Source organism: Pseudomonas sp. USHLN015 (genome assembly GCF_037153275.1).
In the GTDB taxonomy this organism is placed as follows: Bacteria; Pseudomonadota; Gammaproteobacteria; order Pseudomonadales; family Pseudomonadaceae; genus Metapseudomonas; species Metapseudomonas tohonis.
On record NZ_JBBCKP010000001.1, the window covers coordinates 624972 to 639403 of the forward strand.

A 14432-nucleotide genomic window follows, 5' to 3' on the forward strand; every position below is an offset into this window, starting at 1 on the left:
GCCCCTTTGCTTTCAGAGCCCCATCTGCCACTGGGCGACGATAGCGTGGTTCTGCGCGTTGCCGCCCAGCTCGCCGCTGTAGCCGAGGCCGATGCTCTGGGTGCTGCTCAGGCCGATGTCGAAGCCGGCGTCGAGTAGCAGGCTGTTGCGGTCCAGGGCGCTGCCTTCGACGCTGAAGGCGCTGCCGCCGCTGAGGAAGGACTGGCGGGTGCTGCTGTCGACGGTGCCGTAGACGTGGCGCCAGGCCACCGAGAGGCGCGGGGTGAAGGCCATGCCGTTGTCCAGGGTATCGAGGCGGGCGATGCGCACGCCGAAGGTGCTGGTGAGGTTGCCCTGGTCCTGGTCGTCCACGTGCAGGGCAGCGGCGCCGCCTTTCTCGTCGTAGCCGTCGCGGGCGTAGTACTGGTAGCCGATGCCGGCGAAGGGCTCGGCCTGCACGTTGCCGCTGCCCATGGCGTAACCCACCTCGGTGAAGGCCTGGAAGCTTTCGGCGTCGTAGCGGCCGCGCAGGTGGTCGGTGAAGCCGCCGAAGGCCACCTCGCGCTTGCTGTCGCCATCGTGGCGGCTGTAGGCGGTACCCAGGCGCAGGGCCACCGGGCCGTCCTGGCGCAGGCCGTAGACGCCCAGGTGCAGGCTGTCGACATCGCCCTCGAAGCCGCTGCCGGCTTCCAGGTCGGTGCGCGAGTAGCCGCCGAGCACGCCCAGGCGCCAATCGCCGCCCACGGCCCAGTCGACACCGACTACGGCGCCCCGGGTGTCGCTGTCCAGGTCGTGGCCGCCCTGGGTGCCATCGAGGTTGCCGTGGCTGCCCAGGGCCTGGACCCAAAGACGCCCGCGCGCGGACGGGTCGTTGAGGTTGCGGGCATCTGCCGGCACGCCGGTGGCGGCCAGCAGTGGGCCGTCTTCGACGTTCAGCGAACTCTGCAGGTTGCCGCCGAGGTCGCCGCTGAAGGATTGCAGGGCACCGAGCATGGCGCCGCTGACCTGGCTGGTGCTGCCCAGGGTGCTGCCGGCCAGGCTGGCGTTGCTCGTCGCGGCCAGCTGGTTCAGGGCGTCACGGGCTTCGCCGGTGCTGCTGGTGACCAGGGCGTTATACAGCTGCGGGCTGCCCTGGGCGCTGATGCTGCCCGCGACCCTGGCGCCGTTGCCGTTGTCGGCGATATCGGCGAAGGCGACGTCGTTGCGGGTCAGGTCCAGCTCCACGCTGTCGGCTTCGTAGCGCAGGGTCGGGGTGAGGAAGGCGAAGTTGCTGGTGACGCTGGCGAAGCGGCCACTGACGCCGTCGGCGGCCTGGATCACCTGGTAGTGGCGGGTGTTCGGGTAGGTGCCGGCGCTGGCGCGCACCTCCAGGCGGGCGCCGTGGAGGGCGACGTGCCCGTCGGCCAGCAGCGGGCTGTGGCTGCCATCGGCGGCGACGGCGAAGGCCAGGGTGGAACCGGCGGCCAGGTCGAGGTTATCCACATGGCCGCCGCCGCCGTAGGTGGCGCCCGAGGCGATACCCAGGGTGCCGCCGATGCGGCCGAGGTTGACCAGCTCGGCGCCGGCCAGCACTTCGCCGCCTTCGCTGAAGTCTTGCGTATCCAGGGTCCAGCGGCCGGCGTTGACCTTCAGCCACTCGAAGTGGGCGCTGTTGCCGAAGCTGCCGCCGCCGACATCGTCCAGGGTCAGCACGTCGCGGCCGGCGCCGCCGTCCACCCGGCCGACGAACTGGCTGCCGCTGCGCAGGGTCAGGCTGTCGGCGCCGCCGCCCAGGTCCAGGGCCACGCCGCCGGTGCTGCTGATCAGCCCGCCGTTGATCACGCTGTCGGCCTGTTCGCCGATGATGCGCACCGCATCGCCGCCCAGGCCGAGGATCTGCCCGAAGTTCTCCAGGTGGGTGGCATAGGGCGCGCCGCCGGTGGTGCTGTCGTCGATGAGGATGGCGTTGGCCGCCCCGCTGATGGTGGCACCGGCGTGGTTGAGGATCGTCCCTCCGCCCATGGCGATGCCTTCGCTGGTGTTGGCCGAGCCGTCCTTGGAGCCGCCGGCGCCGGTGCCTTCGATGATGCCGTGGTTGTCGATCCAGCCCTGGCCGTCGATGTCCACGCCATCGCCGTCGCCATCGGGCACCAGGCCGTTGTAGGCACCGGTGATGCGCCCGTAGTTGGTGACCCGGCCGTTGCCGTCGGAGCCGAAGCCCGAGCCGTTGCGGCCGATGATCACGCCGCCTGCGTAGTTGACCAGTTCGGCGCCGGCGTCGGTGGTGATGCCGTGGCGGCCACCGGAGAGGGTGCCGTGGTTCTCCACCTTGCCGCCGGTGGAGGCGTCGAAGTCGATGCCGTCGAACTTGGCGTCGGCACTGGTCATGTCGCCGCTGCTGATGGTGCCGTAGTTGGTGATGGTGGCGTTGTTGCCGACGCGCATGGCGTCTTCCTTCACACCACGGATCAGGCCGGTGGCGCGGTTGGTGATGTCGATCTGCACATTGGTCTTGAGGTCCTTGAGCATGATCGCGCGGTCGGTCTGGGAGACGAGGGTGCCGGCGTTGTCGATGGTCACGTGGGTGCCGGCCAGGTCGCCGCTGATGCGTATGGCCTGCTTGGAGGCGTCGATGGTGGCACCTTCGCGGTTGATGATCTGGTAGGTGCGCGAGGGGTTGCTGCCCGAACTGTCGAGGCCGCGATCGCCGGTGGACTTGATCAGGCCGCGGTTGTCGACGATCACCCCGGCGCCGCTGGTGGCGTTCTTCAACTCCACGCTCTTGCCGCTGGTGGTGATGCTGCCGGCGCTGCCCACCTGCAGGGTGGTCTCGCCGGTGAGCACCTGGCCGCTGGTGGTGGCGGTGTCGACGTTGACGGTGGCGGCACCAGCGAAGGAGGAGAAGCCGGTGAGGGCGAGGGCGACGCAGCGGGCGAGCGGGGTCAGCGTGCGGTTCATGGCGGCAACCTTTGTCGTGATCTTGTTGGTTGGCCGCTGTTTATAAGGAAGAAGTCTTACGGTTTCGTAACAGAAGGGTTACCGGAATAAGGGAGGTTTTCTTGATGGGCTCCCGTTTCCGTGGGGGCTGGTTCGAATGGGCCGGGCGACGAAGCGAAACCCTTATGCATCAGGTGCGCAGGCTTTCGTGTTCGTAGGATGGGTCGGGCGGCGTTCCGCGAGCGAAGCGAAACCCATGCGGTTATGGGGCACTCCGCAATGATGGGTTTCGTACCTCTACCCATCCTACGAGGCGTGGGCCGCCCTCAGGATTTCCTGAAGTCTTCCAGGCGGCGCTTCTGCCGGCCGTCGCCATCGAAGTTATCCACAGCCAGCCAGGCCTCGAAGGCATCGCGTATCGCCGGCCATTCCTTGTCGATGATGGAGAACCAGGCGGTGTCGCGGTTGCGGCCCTTGATCACCATGTGCTGGCGGAACAACCCCTCGTAGGTGAAGCCCAGGCGCTCGGCGGCGCGCATGGAGCGGGCGTTGAGGGCGTTGCACTTCCATTCGAGGCGGCGGTAGCCGAGCTCGCTCATGGCCAGGCGTGCCAGCAGCCAGACCGCCTCGGTGGAGGCGGGCGAGCGCTGCATGGGGGCGCCGAAGGCGATGTGGCCGATCTCGATGCAGCCGTCGTTGGGGGCGATGCGCAGGTAGCTGAGCAGGCCTACCGCGCGGCCGCTGGCGCGATCGATGACGGTGAAGAACAGCGGGTCGGCACTGGCCTGGCAACCCGCCAGCCAGGCGTCGAAGGGCGCGCGGTTGGCGAAGGGGCCGTAGCCGAGGTAGTCCCAGAGCCGGGGGTCGCCGTCCGGGCTTTGCAGCGCCACCCACAGGTCGTCGCCGTGGCGGTTGGCGTCCACCGGCTCCAGGCGCACGAAGCGGCCGTCGAGGGGCGCGCGGGCCGGGGTGGGTACGGGGTGCCAGTCGAGTTGGATTTCGTCGTTCATGGAAGGCCCCTGGTCAGAGCAGCTTGCGGTATTGGAGGAAGCCGGAACGGTCGGCGATGCGGTCGTACAGCTGCATGGCGTCGGTGTTGGTCTCGTGGGTCAGCCAGTGCACCCGCGAGGCGCCGGCCGCCCGTGCCTTTGCATAGACGTGTTCGATCAGCGCGCGGCCGATGCCTTCGCCGCGCAGGCCATCCTCCACGTAGAGGTCCTGCAGGTAGCAGTAGTCGCCCACCGTCCAGCAGGAGCGGTGGTAGATGAAGTGCACCAGCCCCACGGCGCGCTCGCCCTGCCAGGCGAGGGCAGCGTGCATGGGTTCGGCGCCGTCGAGGAAGCGCTGCCAGGTGATGGCGGTGGTCTCGGCGGCGATCTCGGTCTTGTAGAAACGCTGGTAGCCCTGCCACAGCGGCAGCCAGGCGGCGTGGTCGGCGACGCCAACCGGGCGGATTTCGAGGGACATGCTGCTTCCTTGTCGTGGTGGGTCAGAGGGAGGGGGCCATGCGCCGGGCCAGCTCGCGATCACGCTCGTCGGTGCTGGCGCCCAGGCCTTCGCGCACGCCGGCCTGGTCGGCCTGGCTGCGGTTCTGGCCGAGCTTCCACTTGCCTTCGATACGACGGATCGGCAGGGCGAAGCCGACGATGGCGCGCAGCATGGCGTCGATGTACTCGCGCGGTGCGTCGCCCAGCGCCCAGGGCTGCGGTCGCCCGGCCTCGTGCCGGTCACTGAGGCGGCCGACCAGGTGCAGCAGGCGCTCGGCGTCGTCGAACACCTCGGCCTGGCCATGGGCGTGCACGGCGATGTAGTTCCAGGTCGGCACCACCTTGCCGTGCTCGGCCTTGGCCGCGTACCAGCTGGGGGTGACGTAGGCGTCCGGGCCGTTGAACACCGCCAGCGCCTCGGCGCCATCGGCGAGTGCGCGCCAGTGCGGGTTGGCCCGGGCCAGGTGGCCGTAGAGCGTGCCGTACTCGCCTTCGCCGGGCTCCAGCAGCAGCGGCAGGTGGCTGGCCACCAGGCCTCCGGCGCCCTGGCAGACCAGGGTCGCCAGGCGGCTCTGGTGGATCTGCAGGTGCAGCTCGGCGAGGTCTTCCTGGCGGAAGGCGGCGGGCAGGTACATGGCGATTCTCCTAGCGTGATGGACGCATGCTAGGCAGGATATTGGTCCGTTGTAAGAGCCATTTCCCGCGACTTTCACAGGGCCAATCCATGCCGATCGCCGTACCGCTTCCCGTCGATCTATCCGGCATCCGCCTGGATGCGCGCCAGGGCCTGGCCCGCCAGCTCTATGAAAGGTTGCGCGAGCGCATCCTCGATGGACGCCTGCAGGGCGGCACGCGGCTGCCGGCCAGCCGCGACCTGGCAGCATTGCTGGGCATTTCGCGCAACACCGTGACCCGTGCCTTCGACCAGCTCTATGCCGAGGGCTACATCGAGGGGCGCATCGGCGATGGCACCTACGTGGCCGAGTTATCCACAGCCCCGCGCGCTGCGCCCCCCGTGCCGGTGCGGGCGGCCGCCGGCGAGGCGCTGTCGCGCCTGGATGCCCACCACCTGAAGCCCCCGCTGAGCGGGCCGCCCCGGGCCTTCCGCGTCGGCGTGCCGGCCTTCGACCTGTTCCCCTTCCAGACCTGGGCGCGGCTATCCGCGCGGTTCTGGCGCAAGCCCTCGCCCGCGCGCCTGGGCTATGGCGACCCGGCGGGCGACGGGCAGCTGCGCGAGCTGATCGCCGCCTACCTGCGCAATAGCCGCGGCCTGCATTGCGACCCGGCGCAGGTGATCATCACCTGCGGCGCCCAGCAGGCCATCAGCCTCTGCGCGCAGCTGCTGGTCGAGCCGGGGGACCGGGTGGCCATCGAGAACCCCGGCTACCGCGCCGCCGGGCATGCCTTCGCCGTGGCCGGCGCGCAGCTCGCCGGCATCCCGGTGGGCGCAGAAGGGCTGGATACCGCTGCCCTGGAGCGGGCCGGGGATTGCCGCCTGGTCTACGTCACGCCGTCCCACCAGTACCCCATCGGGGTGACCCTGTCCCTGGCGCGGCGCCTGGAGCTGCTCGACTGGGCCGAGCGCCATGACGGCTGGATAGTCGAGGACGACTACGACGGCGAGTACCGCTACAGCGGCACGCCCCTGGCCCCCCTGGCGGCGCTGGACCGGCAGGGGCGGGTGCTGTACGTCGGCACCTTCTGCAAGATCGCCTTCCCGGCGCTGCGCCTGGGCTACCTGGTGCTGCCGCCGGCGCTGGTGGAACCCTTCGCCCGGCGCCGTGCCCTGGACATGCGCCACTCGGAGATCGGCACCCAGGCGGTGATGGCCGAGTTCATCGCCGCCGGGCACTTCCAGCGGCACATCCGCCGCATGCGCGCTGCCGCCCGCAGCCGCCGCGATGCGCTGCTGGCGGGCTGGCCTGTGGATATCCCCGGTTGCGCGCCGATGCCGGCGGTGGAGGCCGGGCTGCACCTGTGTGTGCGGGTTGCGGGTCTCGCTCGCGAGCGCGAACTGATCGCGGCGGCCGACACGGCCGGTGTCGAGCTCACCGGGCTCAGCAGCTACTGGCTGCCGGGGGACGAGCCGCCTGTGGATAACCGTGCGGGGCTGGTGCTGGGCTTCGCCGCCGTGCCCGAGGCGGAGATCGGCAAGGCGCTGCAGGCGTTGCGCGGGGCGTGGAAGCTGTAGGGGCGAATGCATTCGCCCAGGGCCACCCGCACGGTTCTCCCGGCAGAGGGTGGTGGCACTTGTGGGAGCGGTGTTGGGATCGGCTCCGCTCGGTGGATAAAAGAGCGTTATCCACCCTACGCAGCGGGATGGTCCGTGGGGGCACGATGCGCCCGGGGGTAGGGTGGACCGCGCTTTATCGGTCCACCGTTTCGGCGTCAAGGTCGGCTCCGATTCACCGGCGCTTGCTGTGCTTTTCGTGGGAGCGGCTTCAGCCGCGAAAGGGGGGCAGCCCGGTGCACAGCCCCAAGGTGGCTGAGGCTCCATCGCGAATGAATTCGCTCCCAAGGGGTGAGCAGTGGTGTCGGGATCGATCCCGCTCGGTGGATAAAAGAGCATTATCCACCCTACGTCCGGAGAGGAGCGGTGCCGCCGAATGGCTTGTGGATAACCGTTTGTCCACAGGCAAAAAAAAGGATGGCGGGCGCCATCCTTGAAGGATGAAGGGGCTGGGCCCCTCCTGGTGAGTCGGGTGTCGCGTCAGGCCTTCAGGGGCACCAGGCGCGGGGCGATCATGTTTTCCGGGCGGAGGATGTCGGCGAGCATGGACTCGTCCAGCAGCTTCTCCTCGCGCACCAGTTCCAGCACGCCGCGGCCGCTGACCAGCGCTTCCTTGGCGATGCGGGTGGAGTTCTCGTAGCCGATGTAGGGGTTCAGCGCGGTGATCAGGCCGATGGAGTTCTCCATCAGCGCGCGGCAGTGGGCTTCGTTGGCGGTGATGCCAACGATGCAGTGCTCGCGCAGCATGTCCATGGCGCGTTGCAGCAGGCGGATCGAGTCGAAGATCTTGTAGGCGATCAGCGGCTCCATCACGTTCAGCTGCAGCTGGCCGCCTTCGGCCGCCAGGGTCAGGGCGAGGTCGTTGCCGATCACTTCGAAGGCGACCTGGTTGACCGCTTCCGGGATCACCGGGTTGACCTTGCCGGGCATGATCGAGCTGCCCGGCTGGCGTGCCGGCAGGTTGATCTCGTTGATGCCGGTGCGCGGGCCGCTGGAGAGCAGGCGCAGGTCGTTGCAGATCTTCGACAGCTTGACCGCAGTGCGCTTGAGCATGCCGGAGAAGAGCACGAAGGCGCCCATGTCCGAGGTGGCCTCGATCAGGTCGGCGGCGGGTTTCAGCGGCTGGCCGCTGATGGCGGCGAGACGCTCGACGGCCAGGTGCTGGTAGCCCGGGTCGGCGTTGATGCCGGTGCCGATGGCGGTGCCGCCCAGGTTGACCTCGGTGAGCAGTTCCGGCGCCAGGCTGCGCAGGCGGCCGAGGTCTTCACCCAGGGTGGTGGCGAAGGCGTGGAATTCCTGGCCCAGGGTCATGGGCACGGCGTCCTGCAGCTGGGTACGGCCCATCTTGAGGATGTGCGAGAACTCGACGCCCTTGGCGGCGATGGCCTGGATCAGGCTGTCGAGGCTGGCCAGCAGCGCGTCGTGGCCGAGCAGCAGGCCCAGGCGGATGGCGGTCGGGTAGGCGTCGTTGGTGGACTGCGCCATGTTCACGTCGTTGTTCGGGTGCAGGTATTTGTACTCGCCCTTCTGCTTGCCCATCGCCTCGAGGCCGATGTTGGCGATGACCTCGTTGGCGTTCATGTTGGTGGAGGTGCCGGCACCGCCCTGGATCATGTCCACCACGAACTGGTCGTGGAAGTCGCCACGGATCAGGCGGGCGCAGGCCTCGCTGATGGCGGCGTGCTTCTCGGCATCGAGGTGGCCGAGCTGCCTGTTGGCATCGGCGGCGGCCTGCTTGACCATCGCCAGGGCGATCACCAGTTTCGGGTAGTGCGACAGGGGCACACCGGAGAGGCGGAAGTTCTGCACGGCGCGCAGGGTCTGGATGCCGTAGTAGGCATCGGCGGGGACTTCGAGGGTGCCGAGCAGGTCTTTTTCGACGCGGAAGGATGCAGCGGAGGACATGATGTAATACATCTCGGGAAGGACACGGCCAGTGCCGCGATGCCCAATAGACTAAGCTTCCAGCCTTTCGTCGACCAATGCTGTTATCCGCTGGGTCATGCATAAACGGCATAATGTGGCCGTGACCCGCTTCGTTCGAGAAGCGTGTGCACCAAAATCGGGCAAGGGGGCCGAGATGAACCTGGAAACCAAATGGCTGGAGGACTTCGTCGCCCTGGCCGCCACCCGCAGCTTTTCCCAGGCGGCGGAGAAGCGCTTCGTCACCCAGCCGGCCTTCAGCCGGCGCATCCGCAGCCTGGAGTCGGCCCTGGGGCTGACCCTGGTGAACCGCTCGCGCACGCCCATCGAACTCACCGAGTCGGGCCAGCTGTTCCTGGTGACGGCGCGCAGCATGGTCGAGCAGATGGGCGAGGTGGTGCGCCACCTGCACCACCTGGAAGGCCAGCAGGGCGAGGTGCTGCAGTTCGCCGCCGCCCACTCCCTGGCGCTGGGCTTCTTCCCGCAGTGGATCGCGCGGCTGCGTGGCGAGGGCCTGAACATCGCCAGCCGACTGATCGCCACCAACGTCGGCGATGCCGTGCATTCCCTGCGCGAGGGCAGCTGCGACCTGATCCTGGCCTTCTACGACCCCGACGCCTCCCTGCAGATGGACCCGGAGATCTTCCCCTCGATGCACCTGGGCAGCACCGAGATGCTGCCGGTGAGCGCCGTGGATGCGCATGGCGAGCCGCTCTACAGCCTGGAGAGCGGGCAGAGCGTGCCGTTGCTGGCCTATACCGCCGGGGCCTTCCTCGGGCGCTCGGTCAACCTGCTGCTGCGCCAGCGCGCGCTGCGTTCCACCACCGTCTACGAGACGGCCATGGCCGACAGCCTCAAGAGCATGGCGTTGCAGGGCATGGGCGTGGCCTGGGTACCGCGCCTGAGCGCGCAGGCCGAGCTGGCGCGCGGGGAGCTGGTGGTGTGCGGGGGCAGCCAGTGGCATATCCCGCTGGAGATCCGCCTGTACCGCTGCGCCCTGGTGCGCAAGGCGTCGATCCGCCTGCTGTGGCGCAAGCTGGAAGGCGGGGCGGGCAGCGAGGGGGCGACCCCGGCCTGAGCCGGGGCCGCGGGGCGGTCACATCTGCAGGACGACGCGGCCTTCTATCTGGCCGGCGCGCATGCGGTCGAGGATGGCGTTGATGTTGTCCAGGCGGTCGGTGCTGAAGGTCGAATGCACCAGGCCTTCGCCGGCGAAGTCGAGCGCCTCCTGCAGGTCGGCACGGGTGCCGACGATGGAGCCGGTGATGCTGATGGCCTTGAGCACCACATCGAAGATCGGCGTGGGGAAGTCGCCCGGCGGCAGGCCGACCAGGGCCACGGTGCCGCCACGACGGGCCATGCCGATGGCCTGGCCGAAGGCGCTGTTGGACACCGCGGTGACCAGCACGCCGTGGGCGCCGCCGATGTCGCGCTGGATCACCTCGGCGGGGTTTTCGTTGCGGGCATTGACCGTGAGGCTGGCGCCGAGCTTTCGTGCGAGCTCCAGCTTGGCGTCGTCGACGTCGATGGCCGCCACGTGCAGGCCCATGGCGCGGGCGTACTGCACGGCCACGTGGCCGAGGCCGCCGATGCCGGAGATGGCCACCCACTGGCCGGGTCGCGCGCCGGTGACCTTGAGGCCCTTGTAGACGGTGACGCCCGCGCAGAGGATCGGCGCGATCTCGGCGAAGCCGACGTTCTTGGGCAGCAGCCCGACGTAGTTGGGGTCGGCCAGCACGTATTCGGCATAGCCGCCGTTCACCGAGTAGCCGGTGTTCTGCTGGCCTTCGCAGAGGGTTTCCCAGCCGGTCAGGCAGTGTTCGCAGCAGCCGCAGGCGGTGTAAAGCCAGGGCACGCCGACGCGGTCGCCTTCCTTGACTCGGGTGACCCCGGCACCCACCGCCGCCACGTAGCCGACGCCTTCGTGGCCGGGGATGAAGGGCAGGGCGGGCTTGACCGGCCAGTCGCCCTCGGCGGCGTGCAGGTCGGTGTGGCAGACTCCCGAGGCCTCTATCTTCACGAGGATCTGGCCGGGGCCGGGGAGCGGGACCTTCACCTCTTCGATCCGCAACGGTTCGCCGAAGGCGTGGACGACGGCGGCTTTCATGGTCTGGTTCATGGCATGCACCTCCTGGAAAAGGAGCCTGGAGTGTGCACCCGCAAGCCGGGAGGTCCCTTGCTCCAGGGCAATTTCCGGGCGCCTTGGCGAGCCGCTGGACGGACGGTAGGCAAGGGCGGGCTTTGCGTTATACTGCGCGGCCTTCGGCCGGCAGCGCACGCCGGCCCACATCGCAGACAAGCCACGCCATATGCGTGGCTTGTTGGTTTTTCGACCCTTGATGAGGCACGACGATGAGCGCACTGGTAGGCGTGATCATGGGCTCCAAGTCCGATTGGAGCACCCTCAGCCACACCGCCGAGATGCTGGACAAGCTGGGCATCCCCTATGAAGTGAAGGTGGTCTCCGCCCACCGCACCCCGGACCTGCTGTTCCAGTACGCCGATGAGGCCGAGGCCCGTGGCATCCAGGTGATCATCGCCGGTGCCGGCGGTGCCGCCCACCTGCCGGGCATGTGTGCGGCCAAGACGCACCTGCCGGTGCTCGGCGTGCCGGTGCAGTCGTCCATGCTCTCGGGCGTCGACTCGCTGCTCTCCATCGTGCAGATGCCGGCGGGCATCCCGGTCGCCACCCTGGCCATCGGCAAGGCCGGCGCGGTCAACGCCGCCCTGCTGGCCGCCAGCATCCTCGGCCACCAGCACCCGCAGTACCACGCGGCGCTGAAGGCCTTCCGCGACGAGCAGACCCGCTCGGTGCTCGACAACCCGGACCCGCGTGAGGCCTGACAGATGAAGATCGGCGTGATCGGTGGCGGCCAGCTCGGCCGCATGATGGCCCTGGCGGGCACCCCGCTGGGCATGGACTTCGCCTTCCTCGACCCGGCCCCCGACGCCTGCGCCCAGGCGCTCGGCGAGCACATCCGCGCCGACTACGGCGACCAGGACCACCTGCGCCAGCTGGCCGACGAAGTGGACCTGGTGACCTTCGAGTTCGAGAGCGTGCCGGCCGAGACCGTGGCCTTCCTCTCCCAGTTCGTGCCGGTCTATCCCTCGGCCAATGCCCTGCGCATCGCCCGTGACCGCTGGTTCGAGAAGTCGATGTTCAAGGACCTGGGCATCCCCACCCCCGAGTTCGCCGACATCCAGTCCCAGGCGGACCTGGACGCCGCCGTGGCCGCCATCGGCCTGCCGGCGGTGATGAAGACCCGCACCCTGGGCTACGACGGCAAGGGCCAGAAGGTCCTGCGCACCCCGGCGGACGTGGCCGGTGCCTTCGCCGAGCTGGGCAGCGTGCCCTGCATCCTCGAAGGCTTCGTGCCCTTCACCGGCGAAGTGTCCCTGGTGGCGGTGCGTGCCCGCGACGGCGAGACGCGCTTCTACCCGTTGGTGCACAACACCCATGACAACGGCATCCTGCGGCTGTCCATCGCCAGTACCGACCACCCGCTGCAGGGCCTTGCCGAGGACTACGTCGGCCGCGTGCTGCGCGAGCTGGACTACGTCGGCGTGCTGGCCTTCGAATTCTTCGAAGTGGACGGCGGCCTGAAGGCCAACGAGATCGCCCCGCGCGTGCACAACTCCGGCCACTGGACCATCGAAGGCGCCGAGTGCAGCCAGTTCGAGAACCACCTGCGCGCCGTGGCCGGTCTGCCGCTGGGTTCCACTGCCAAGGTGGGCGAGAGCGCCATGCTCAACTTCATCGGCGAAGTTCCGCCGGTGGAGAAGGTGATCGCCGTCGGCGACTGCCACCTGCACCACTACGGCAAGGCCTTCAAGGCCGGGCGCAAGGTCGGCCACGCCACCCTGCGCAGCGCCGACCTGGTGACCCTGAAGGCGCGCATCGCCGAGGTCGAGGCGCTGATCGCCGGCTGAACCCCGGTCGCTGCTTCAAGTCTGAAAAAGGGCGTGTCCATGGACACGCCCTTTTTTCATTAAGGAGTAAATGCCATGGGGCTCATCGGAACCATCTTCATCGGCCTGATCGTCGGGCTGGTCGCGCGCTTCCTCAAACCCGGCGATGACAGCATGGGCTGGATCTGGACCATCCTCCTGGGCATCGGCGGCTCCGTCGCCGCCACCTACGGCGGCCAGGCTCTTGGTGTCTACCGGGCCGGCGAGGGTGCCGGCTTCATCGGTGCCGTGGTCGGTGCCGTCATCCTTCTGGTGATCTACGGCGCCATCAAGAAGAGCTGAGGGGCTGGGAACCGGGAACGGGCGCCGCGAGGAGGCCGTTGAAAAACGTGGACGAGGCAGCCGATGCAAGACGAAACGGCCGAAAAAGCGCAGTTTACTTGGGTAAATGAGCATTTTGAGGGCGTTTCAACGCCGCAGCGGCAACGCAGTCAGTTTTTCAACAGCCTGCTAGTCTTGGCGCCTGTTTCTTTACGTGAGTCCTGCCCGATGCGCCGCGCCCTGCTTTTCTCCCTGCTGCTGTGCAGCACCCTGGCCCACGCCCGGCTCGAGCTGCCGGAAACCGACTGGCTCGAGCTGATGCCCCCCGAGGACCGCAAGGCCCTGGAGGAGATGCCCGAGATCAGCCACGACACCCCGGAGGCGGATGGCACCTTCGGCAACAAGGGTGGCCTCAAGCAGCAGGACAAGGACCTGCCGGCGGTGATGTATTCGGCGAAGACCGTGGCCAGGCTCGACGGCCGGAAGATCCGTATCGGTGGCTATCCGGTGCCGCTGGAGACCGACGCCAAGGGGCGTGGCACGCTGTTCTTCCTGGTGCCCTACCCGGGCGCCTGCATCCACGTTCCGCCGCCGCCGCCGAACCAGATCGTGCTGGTGCGCTACCCCAAGGGCGTCGCCCTCGACGATATCTACACGCCGCTCTGGGTCACCGGCACCCTCAAGGTGGAGCAGGTCAGCAACGACCTGGCCGACGCCGCCTACGCGCTGGATGCGGGCGAGGTGAGGGTGGTGCAGGACGAGGATATCCAGTGAGGCGGCGTTCGGGTGGCGCGCCCCGCCAATACCGGGTCGAGCCATCACAATTTGCCGCGTTTGGCTCTGCCTGGTGGAGGTAGAAAGCGACCTCCACCCTTGTATCTCGACTAAATACCTCCACAGGGGTAATAGTCCCCGACTGATCATCGGGGGAGGGGCTGGAAGTCGTGTCCACCCTTAGGCCTCGAGCCTGCAACGTAGATAGTGCTCCGCCCCTCCACACTCACTCGAAAAATCCGAACGGTATCCAGAGCCTCGAGCTCGCATCTACAAGGTTGGGTCGGGTGCAGTGATGATCATGTCTGAACGGATCGGAAGGAGTACTCATGCCCAGCGTCATCGGCCTCGACATCGCCAAACACACCTTTGACCTCGCCACCCTGCAGCCCAACGGCAAGTACCGCACCAAGGCCAAGCTGGCCAACGACAAAGCGGGTTTCGCCATCTTGCGCGACTGGCTGAACAAACACAGCGAACCCGGTGCCTGGGTCGTGATGGAGGCCACCGGCATCTACCATGAAGCCCTGGCCGAATGGCTGTTGGAGCACGGCTATCGGGTCTGTGTCCTCAACCCGGCGCAGATCGCCCACTACGCCCGTAGCCAGTTGCAGCGGGTGAAGACCGACAAGGTCGACGCCAAGCTGATCGCCGAATACGGCGAGCGCCATCAGGACAGTCTGCGCCCCTGGCAACCCGAGCCCCGTGCCGTGCGGCGCTTGAAAGCCCTGGTACGGCGCCTGGAGGACCTGCGCGAAATCGAGCAGATGGAGCGCAACCGCCTGGAAGTGGCCGATGCCAGCGTCCAGGCCTCGATCCAGTCGGTGCTGGAACATGTCGGGCAGGAGATCGAAGAGACCCTCAAGGCGATCGACGACCACATCGACAACGAC

At 68.1% G+C, this 14432-nt stretch carries 13 protein-coding genes; 7 read left to right on the plus strand and 6 right to left on the minus strand.

Annotation, left to right across the window (positions count from 1 at the left end):
* Window positions 1-12: 12 nt before the first annotated feature.
* The 4 genes from WFQ67_RS02940 to WFQ67_RS02955 form a co-directional block, all read right to left on the minus strand.
* Window positions 13-2916, minus strand: a complete 2904-nt coding sequence (locus WFQ67_RS02940) for an autotransporter family protein (RefSeq protein WP_337056126.1) — start codon at window positions 2914-2916, stop codon at window positions 13-15.
* A gap of 305 nt (window positions 2917-3221) precedes the next feature.
* Window positions 3222-3905 carry a GNAT family N-acetyltransferase gene (locus WFQ67_RS02945; RefSeq protein WP_337056127.1) on the minus strand — a complete coding sequence of 228 codons (684 nt, stop codon included), beginning with the start codon at window positions 3903-3905 and terminating at the stop codon, window positions 3222-3224.
* A 13-nt stretch (window positions 3906-3918) separates the two neighbouring features.
* Window positions 3919-4362, minus strand: coding sequence for a GNAT family N-acetyltransferase (locus tag WFQ67_RS02950; RefSeq protein WP_213627326.1), 444 nt, complete (start codon window positions 4360-4362; stop codon window positions 3919-3921).
* Window positions 4363-4384: 22 nt separating this feature from the next.
* On the minus strand, window positions 4385-5017 hold the full coding sequence (locus tag WFQ67_RS02955; RefSeq protein ID WP_337056128.1) for an FMN-binding negative transcriptional regulator: 633 nt from the start codon (window positions 5015-5017) through the stop codon (window positions 4385-4387).
* Window positions 5018-5106: 89 nt separating this feature from the next.
* Here WFQ67_RS02955 and pdxR point away from each other — a divergent pair, with 89 nt between their 5' ends.
* On the plus strand, window positions 5107-6573 hold the full coding sequence (gene pdxR, locus WFQ67_RS02960) for a MocR-like pyridoxine biosynthesis transcription factor PdxR (RefSeq protein WP_337056129.1): 1467 nt from the start codon (window positions 5107-5109) through the stop codon (window positions 6571-6573).
* A gap of 519 nt (window positions 6574-7092) precedes the next feature.
* Here the strand turns inward: pdxR and WFQ67_RS02965 are convergent.
* Window positions 7093-8517, minus strand: a complete 1425-nt coding sequence (locus tag WFQ67_RS02965; protein ID WP_213627320.1) for an aspartate ammonia-lyase — start codon at window positions 8515-8517, stop codon at window positions 7093-7095.
* A gap of 175 nt (window positions 8518-8692) precedes the next feature.
* On the opposite strand from WFQ67_RS02965, the gene WFQ67_RS02970 reads away from it, so the two are divergent.
* Window positions 8693-9613 (plus strand): LysR substrate-binding domain-containing protein, encoded by a 921-nt coding sequence (locus WFQ67_RS02970; RefSeq protein ID WP_173178187.1) that lies wholly within the window; start codon window positions 8693-8695, stop codon window positions 9611-9613.
* 18 nt (window positions 9614-9631) lie between these two features.
* Here WFQ67_RS02970 and adhP read toward each other — a convergent pair whose 3' ends face one another.
* Window positions 9632-10654: an alcohol dehydrogenase AdhP gene (gene adhP / locus WFQ67_RS02975; RefSeq protein ID WP_213627318.1), complete on the minus strand. Its 1023-nt coding sequence runs from the start codon at window positions 10652-10654 to the stop codon at window positions 9632-9634.
* A gap of 233 nt (window positions 10655-10887) precedes the next feature.
* On the opposite strand from adhP, the gene purE reads away from it, so the two are divergent.
* From purE to WFQ67_RS03000, 5 genes are all read left to right on the plus strand, one after another.
* Window positions 10888-11379: a 5-(carboxyamino)imidazole ribonucleotide mutase gene (purE, locus tag WFQ67_RS02980; RefSeq protein WP_111263329.1), complete on the plus strand. Its 492-nt coding sequence runs from the start codon at window positions 10888-10890 to the stop codon at window positions 11377-11379.
* Between the two features lie 3 nt (window positions 11380-11382).
* On the plus strand, window positions 11383-12465 hold the full coding sequence (locus tag WFQ67_RS02985) for a 5-(carboxyamino)imidazole ribonucleotide synthase (RefSeq protein WP_337056130.1): 1083 nt from the start codon (window positions 11383-11385) through the stop codon (window positions 12463-12465).
* Window positions 12466-12540: 75 nt separating this feature from the next.
* Window positions 12541-12786 (plus strand): GlsB/YeaQ/YmgE family stress response membrane protein, encoded by a 246-nt coding sequence (locus WFQ67_RS02990; RefSeq protein WP_337056131.1) that lies wholly within the window; start codon window positions 12541-12543, stop codon window positions 12784-12786.
* Window positions 12787-12993: 207 nt separating this feature from the next.
* Window positions 12994-13539, plus strand: a complete 546-nt coding sequence (locus WFQ67_RS02995; protein ID WP_213627314.1) for a DUF3299 domain-containing protein — start codon at window positions 12994-12996, stop codon at window positions 13537-13539.
* Between the two features lie 329 nt (window positions 13540-13868).
* On the plus strand, window positions 13869-14432 hold a 564-nt coding region (locus WFQ67_RS03000), incomplete at its 3' end, for an IS110 family transposase (RefSeq protein WP_337056132.1).

What these genes read in the sequence shown, in the direction of transcription:
- WFQ67_RS02940 (WP_337056126.1), bottom strand. Translation starts at nt 2,916, where the DNA reads ATGAACCGCACGCTGACCCCGCTCGCCCGCTGCGTCGCCCTCGCCCTC.
- WFQ67_RS02945 (WP_337056127.1), bottom strand. Translation starts at nt 3,905, where the DNA reads ATGAACGACGAAATCCAACTCGACTGGCACCCCGTACCCACCCCGGCC.
- WFQ67_RS02950 (WP_213627326.1), bottom strand. Translation starts at nt 4,362, where the DNA reads ATGTCCCTCGAAATCCGCCCGGTTGGCGTCGCCGACCACGCCGCCTGG.
- WFQ67_RS02955 (WP_337056128.1), bottom strand. Translation starts at nt 5,017, where the DNA reads ATGTACCTGCCCGCCGCCTTCCGCCAGGAAGACCTCGCCGAGCTGCAC.
- pdxR (WP_337056129.1), top strand. Translation starts at nt 5,107, where the DNA reads ATGCCGATCGCCGTACCGCTTCCCGTCGATCTATCCGGCATCCGCCTG.
- WFQ67_RS02965 (WP_213627320.1), bottom strand. Translation starts at nt 8,517, where the DNA reads ATGTCCTCCGCTGCATCCTTCCGCGTCGAAAAAGACCTGCTCGGCACC.
- WFQ67_RS02970 (WP_173178187.1), top strand. Translation starts at nt 8,693, where the DNA reads ATGAACCTGGAAACCAAATGGCTGGAGGACTTCGTCGCCCTGGCCGCC.
- adhP (WP_213627318.1), bottom strand. Translation starts at nt 10,654, where the DNA reads ATGAACCAGACCATGAAAGCCGCCGTCGTCCACGCCTTCGGCGAACCG.
- purE (WP_111263329.1), top strand. Translation starts at nt 10,888, where the DNA reads ATGAGCGCACTGGTAGGCGTGATCATGGGCTCCAAGTCCGATTGGAGC.
- WFQ67_RS02985 (WP_337056130.1), top strand. Translation starts at nt 11,383, where the DNA reads ATGAAGATCGGCGTGATCGGTGGCGGCCAGCTCGGCCGCATGATGGCC.
- WFQ67_RS02990 (WP_337056131.1), top strand. Translation starts at nt 12,541, where the DNA reads ATGGGGCTCATCGGAACCATCTTCATCGGCCTGATCGTCGGGCTGGTC.
- WFQ67_RS02995 (WP_213627314.1), top strand. Translation starts at nt 12,994, where the DNA reads ATGCGCCGCGCCCTGCTTTTCTCCCTGCTGCTGTGCAGCACCCTGGCC.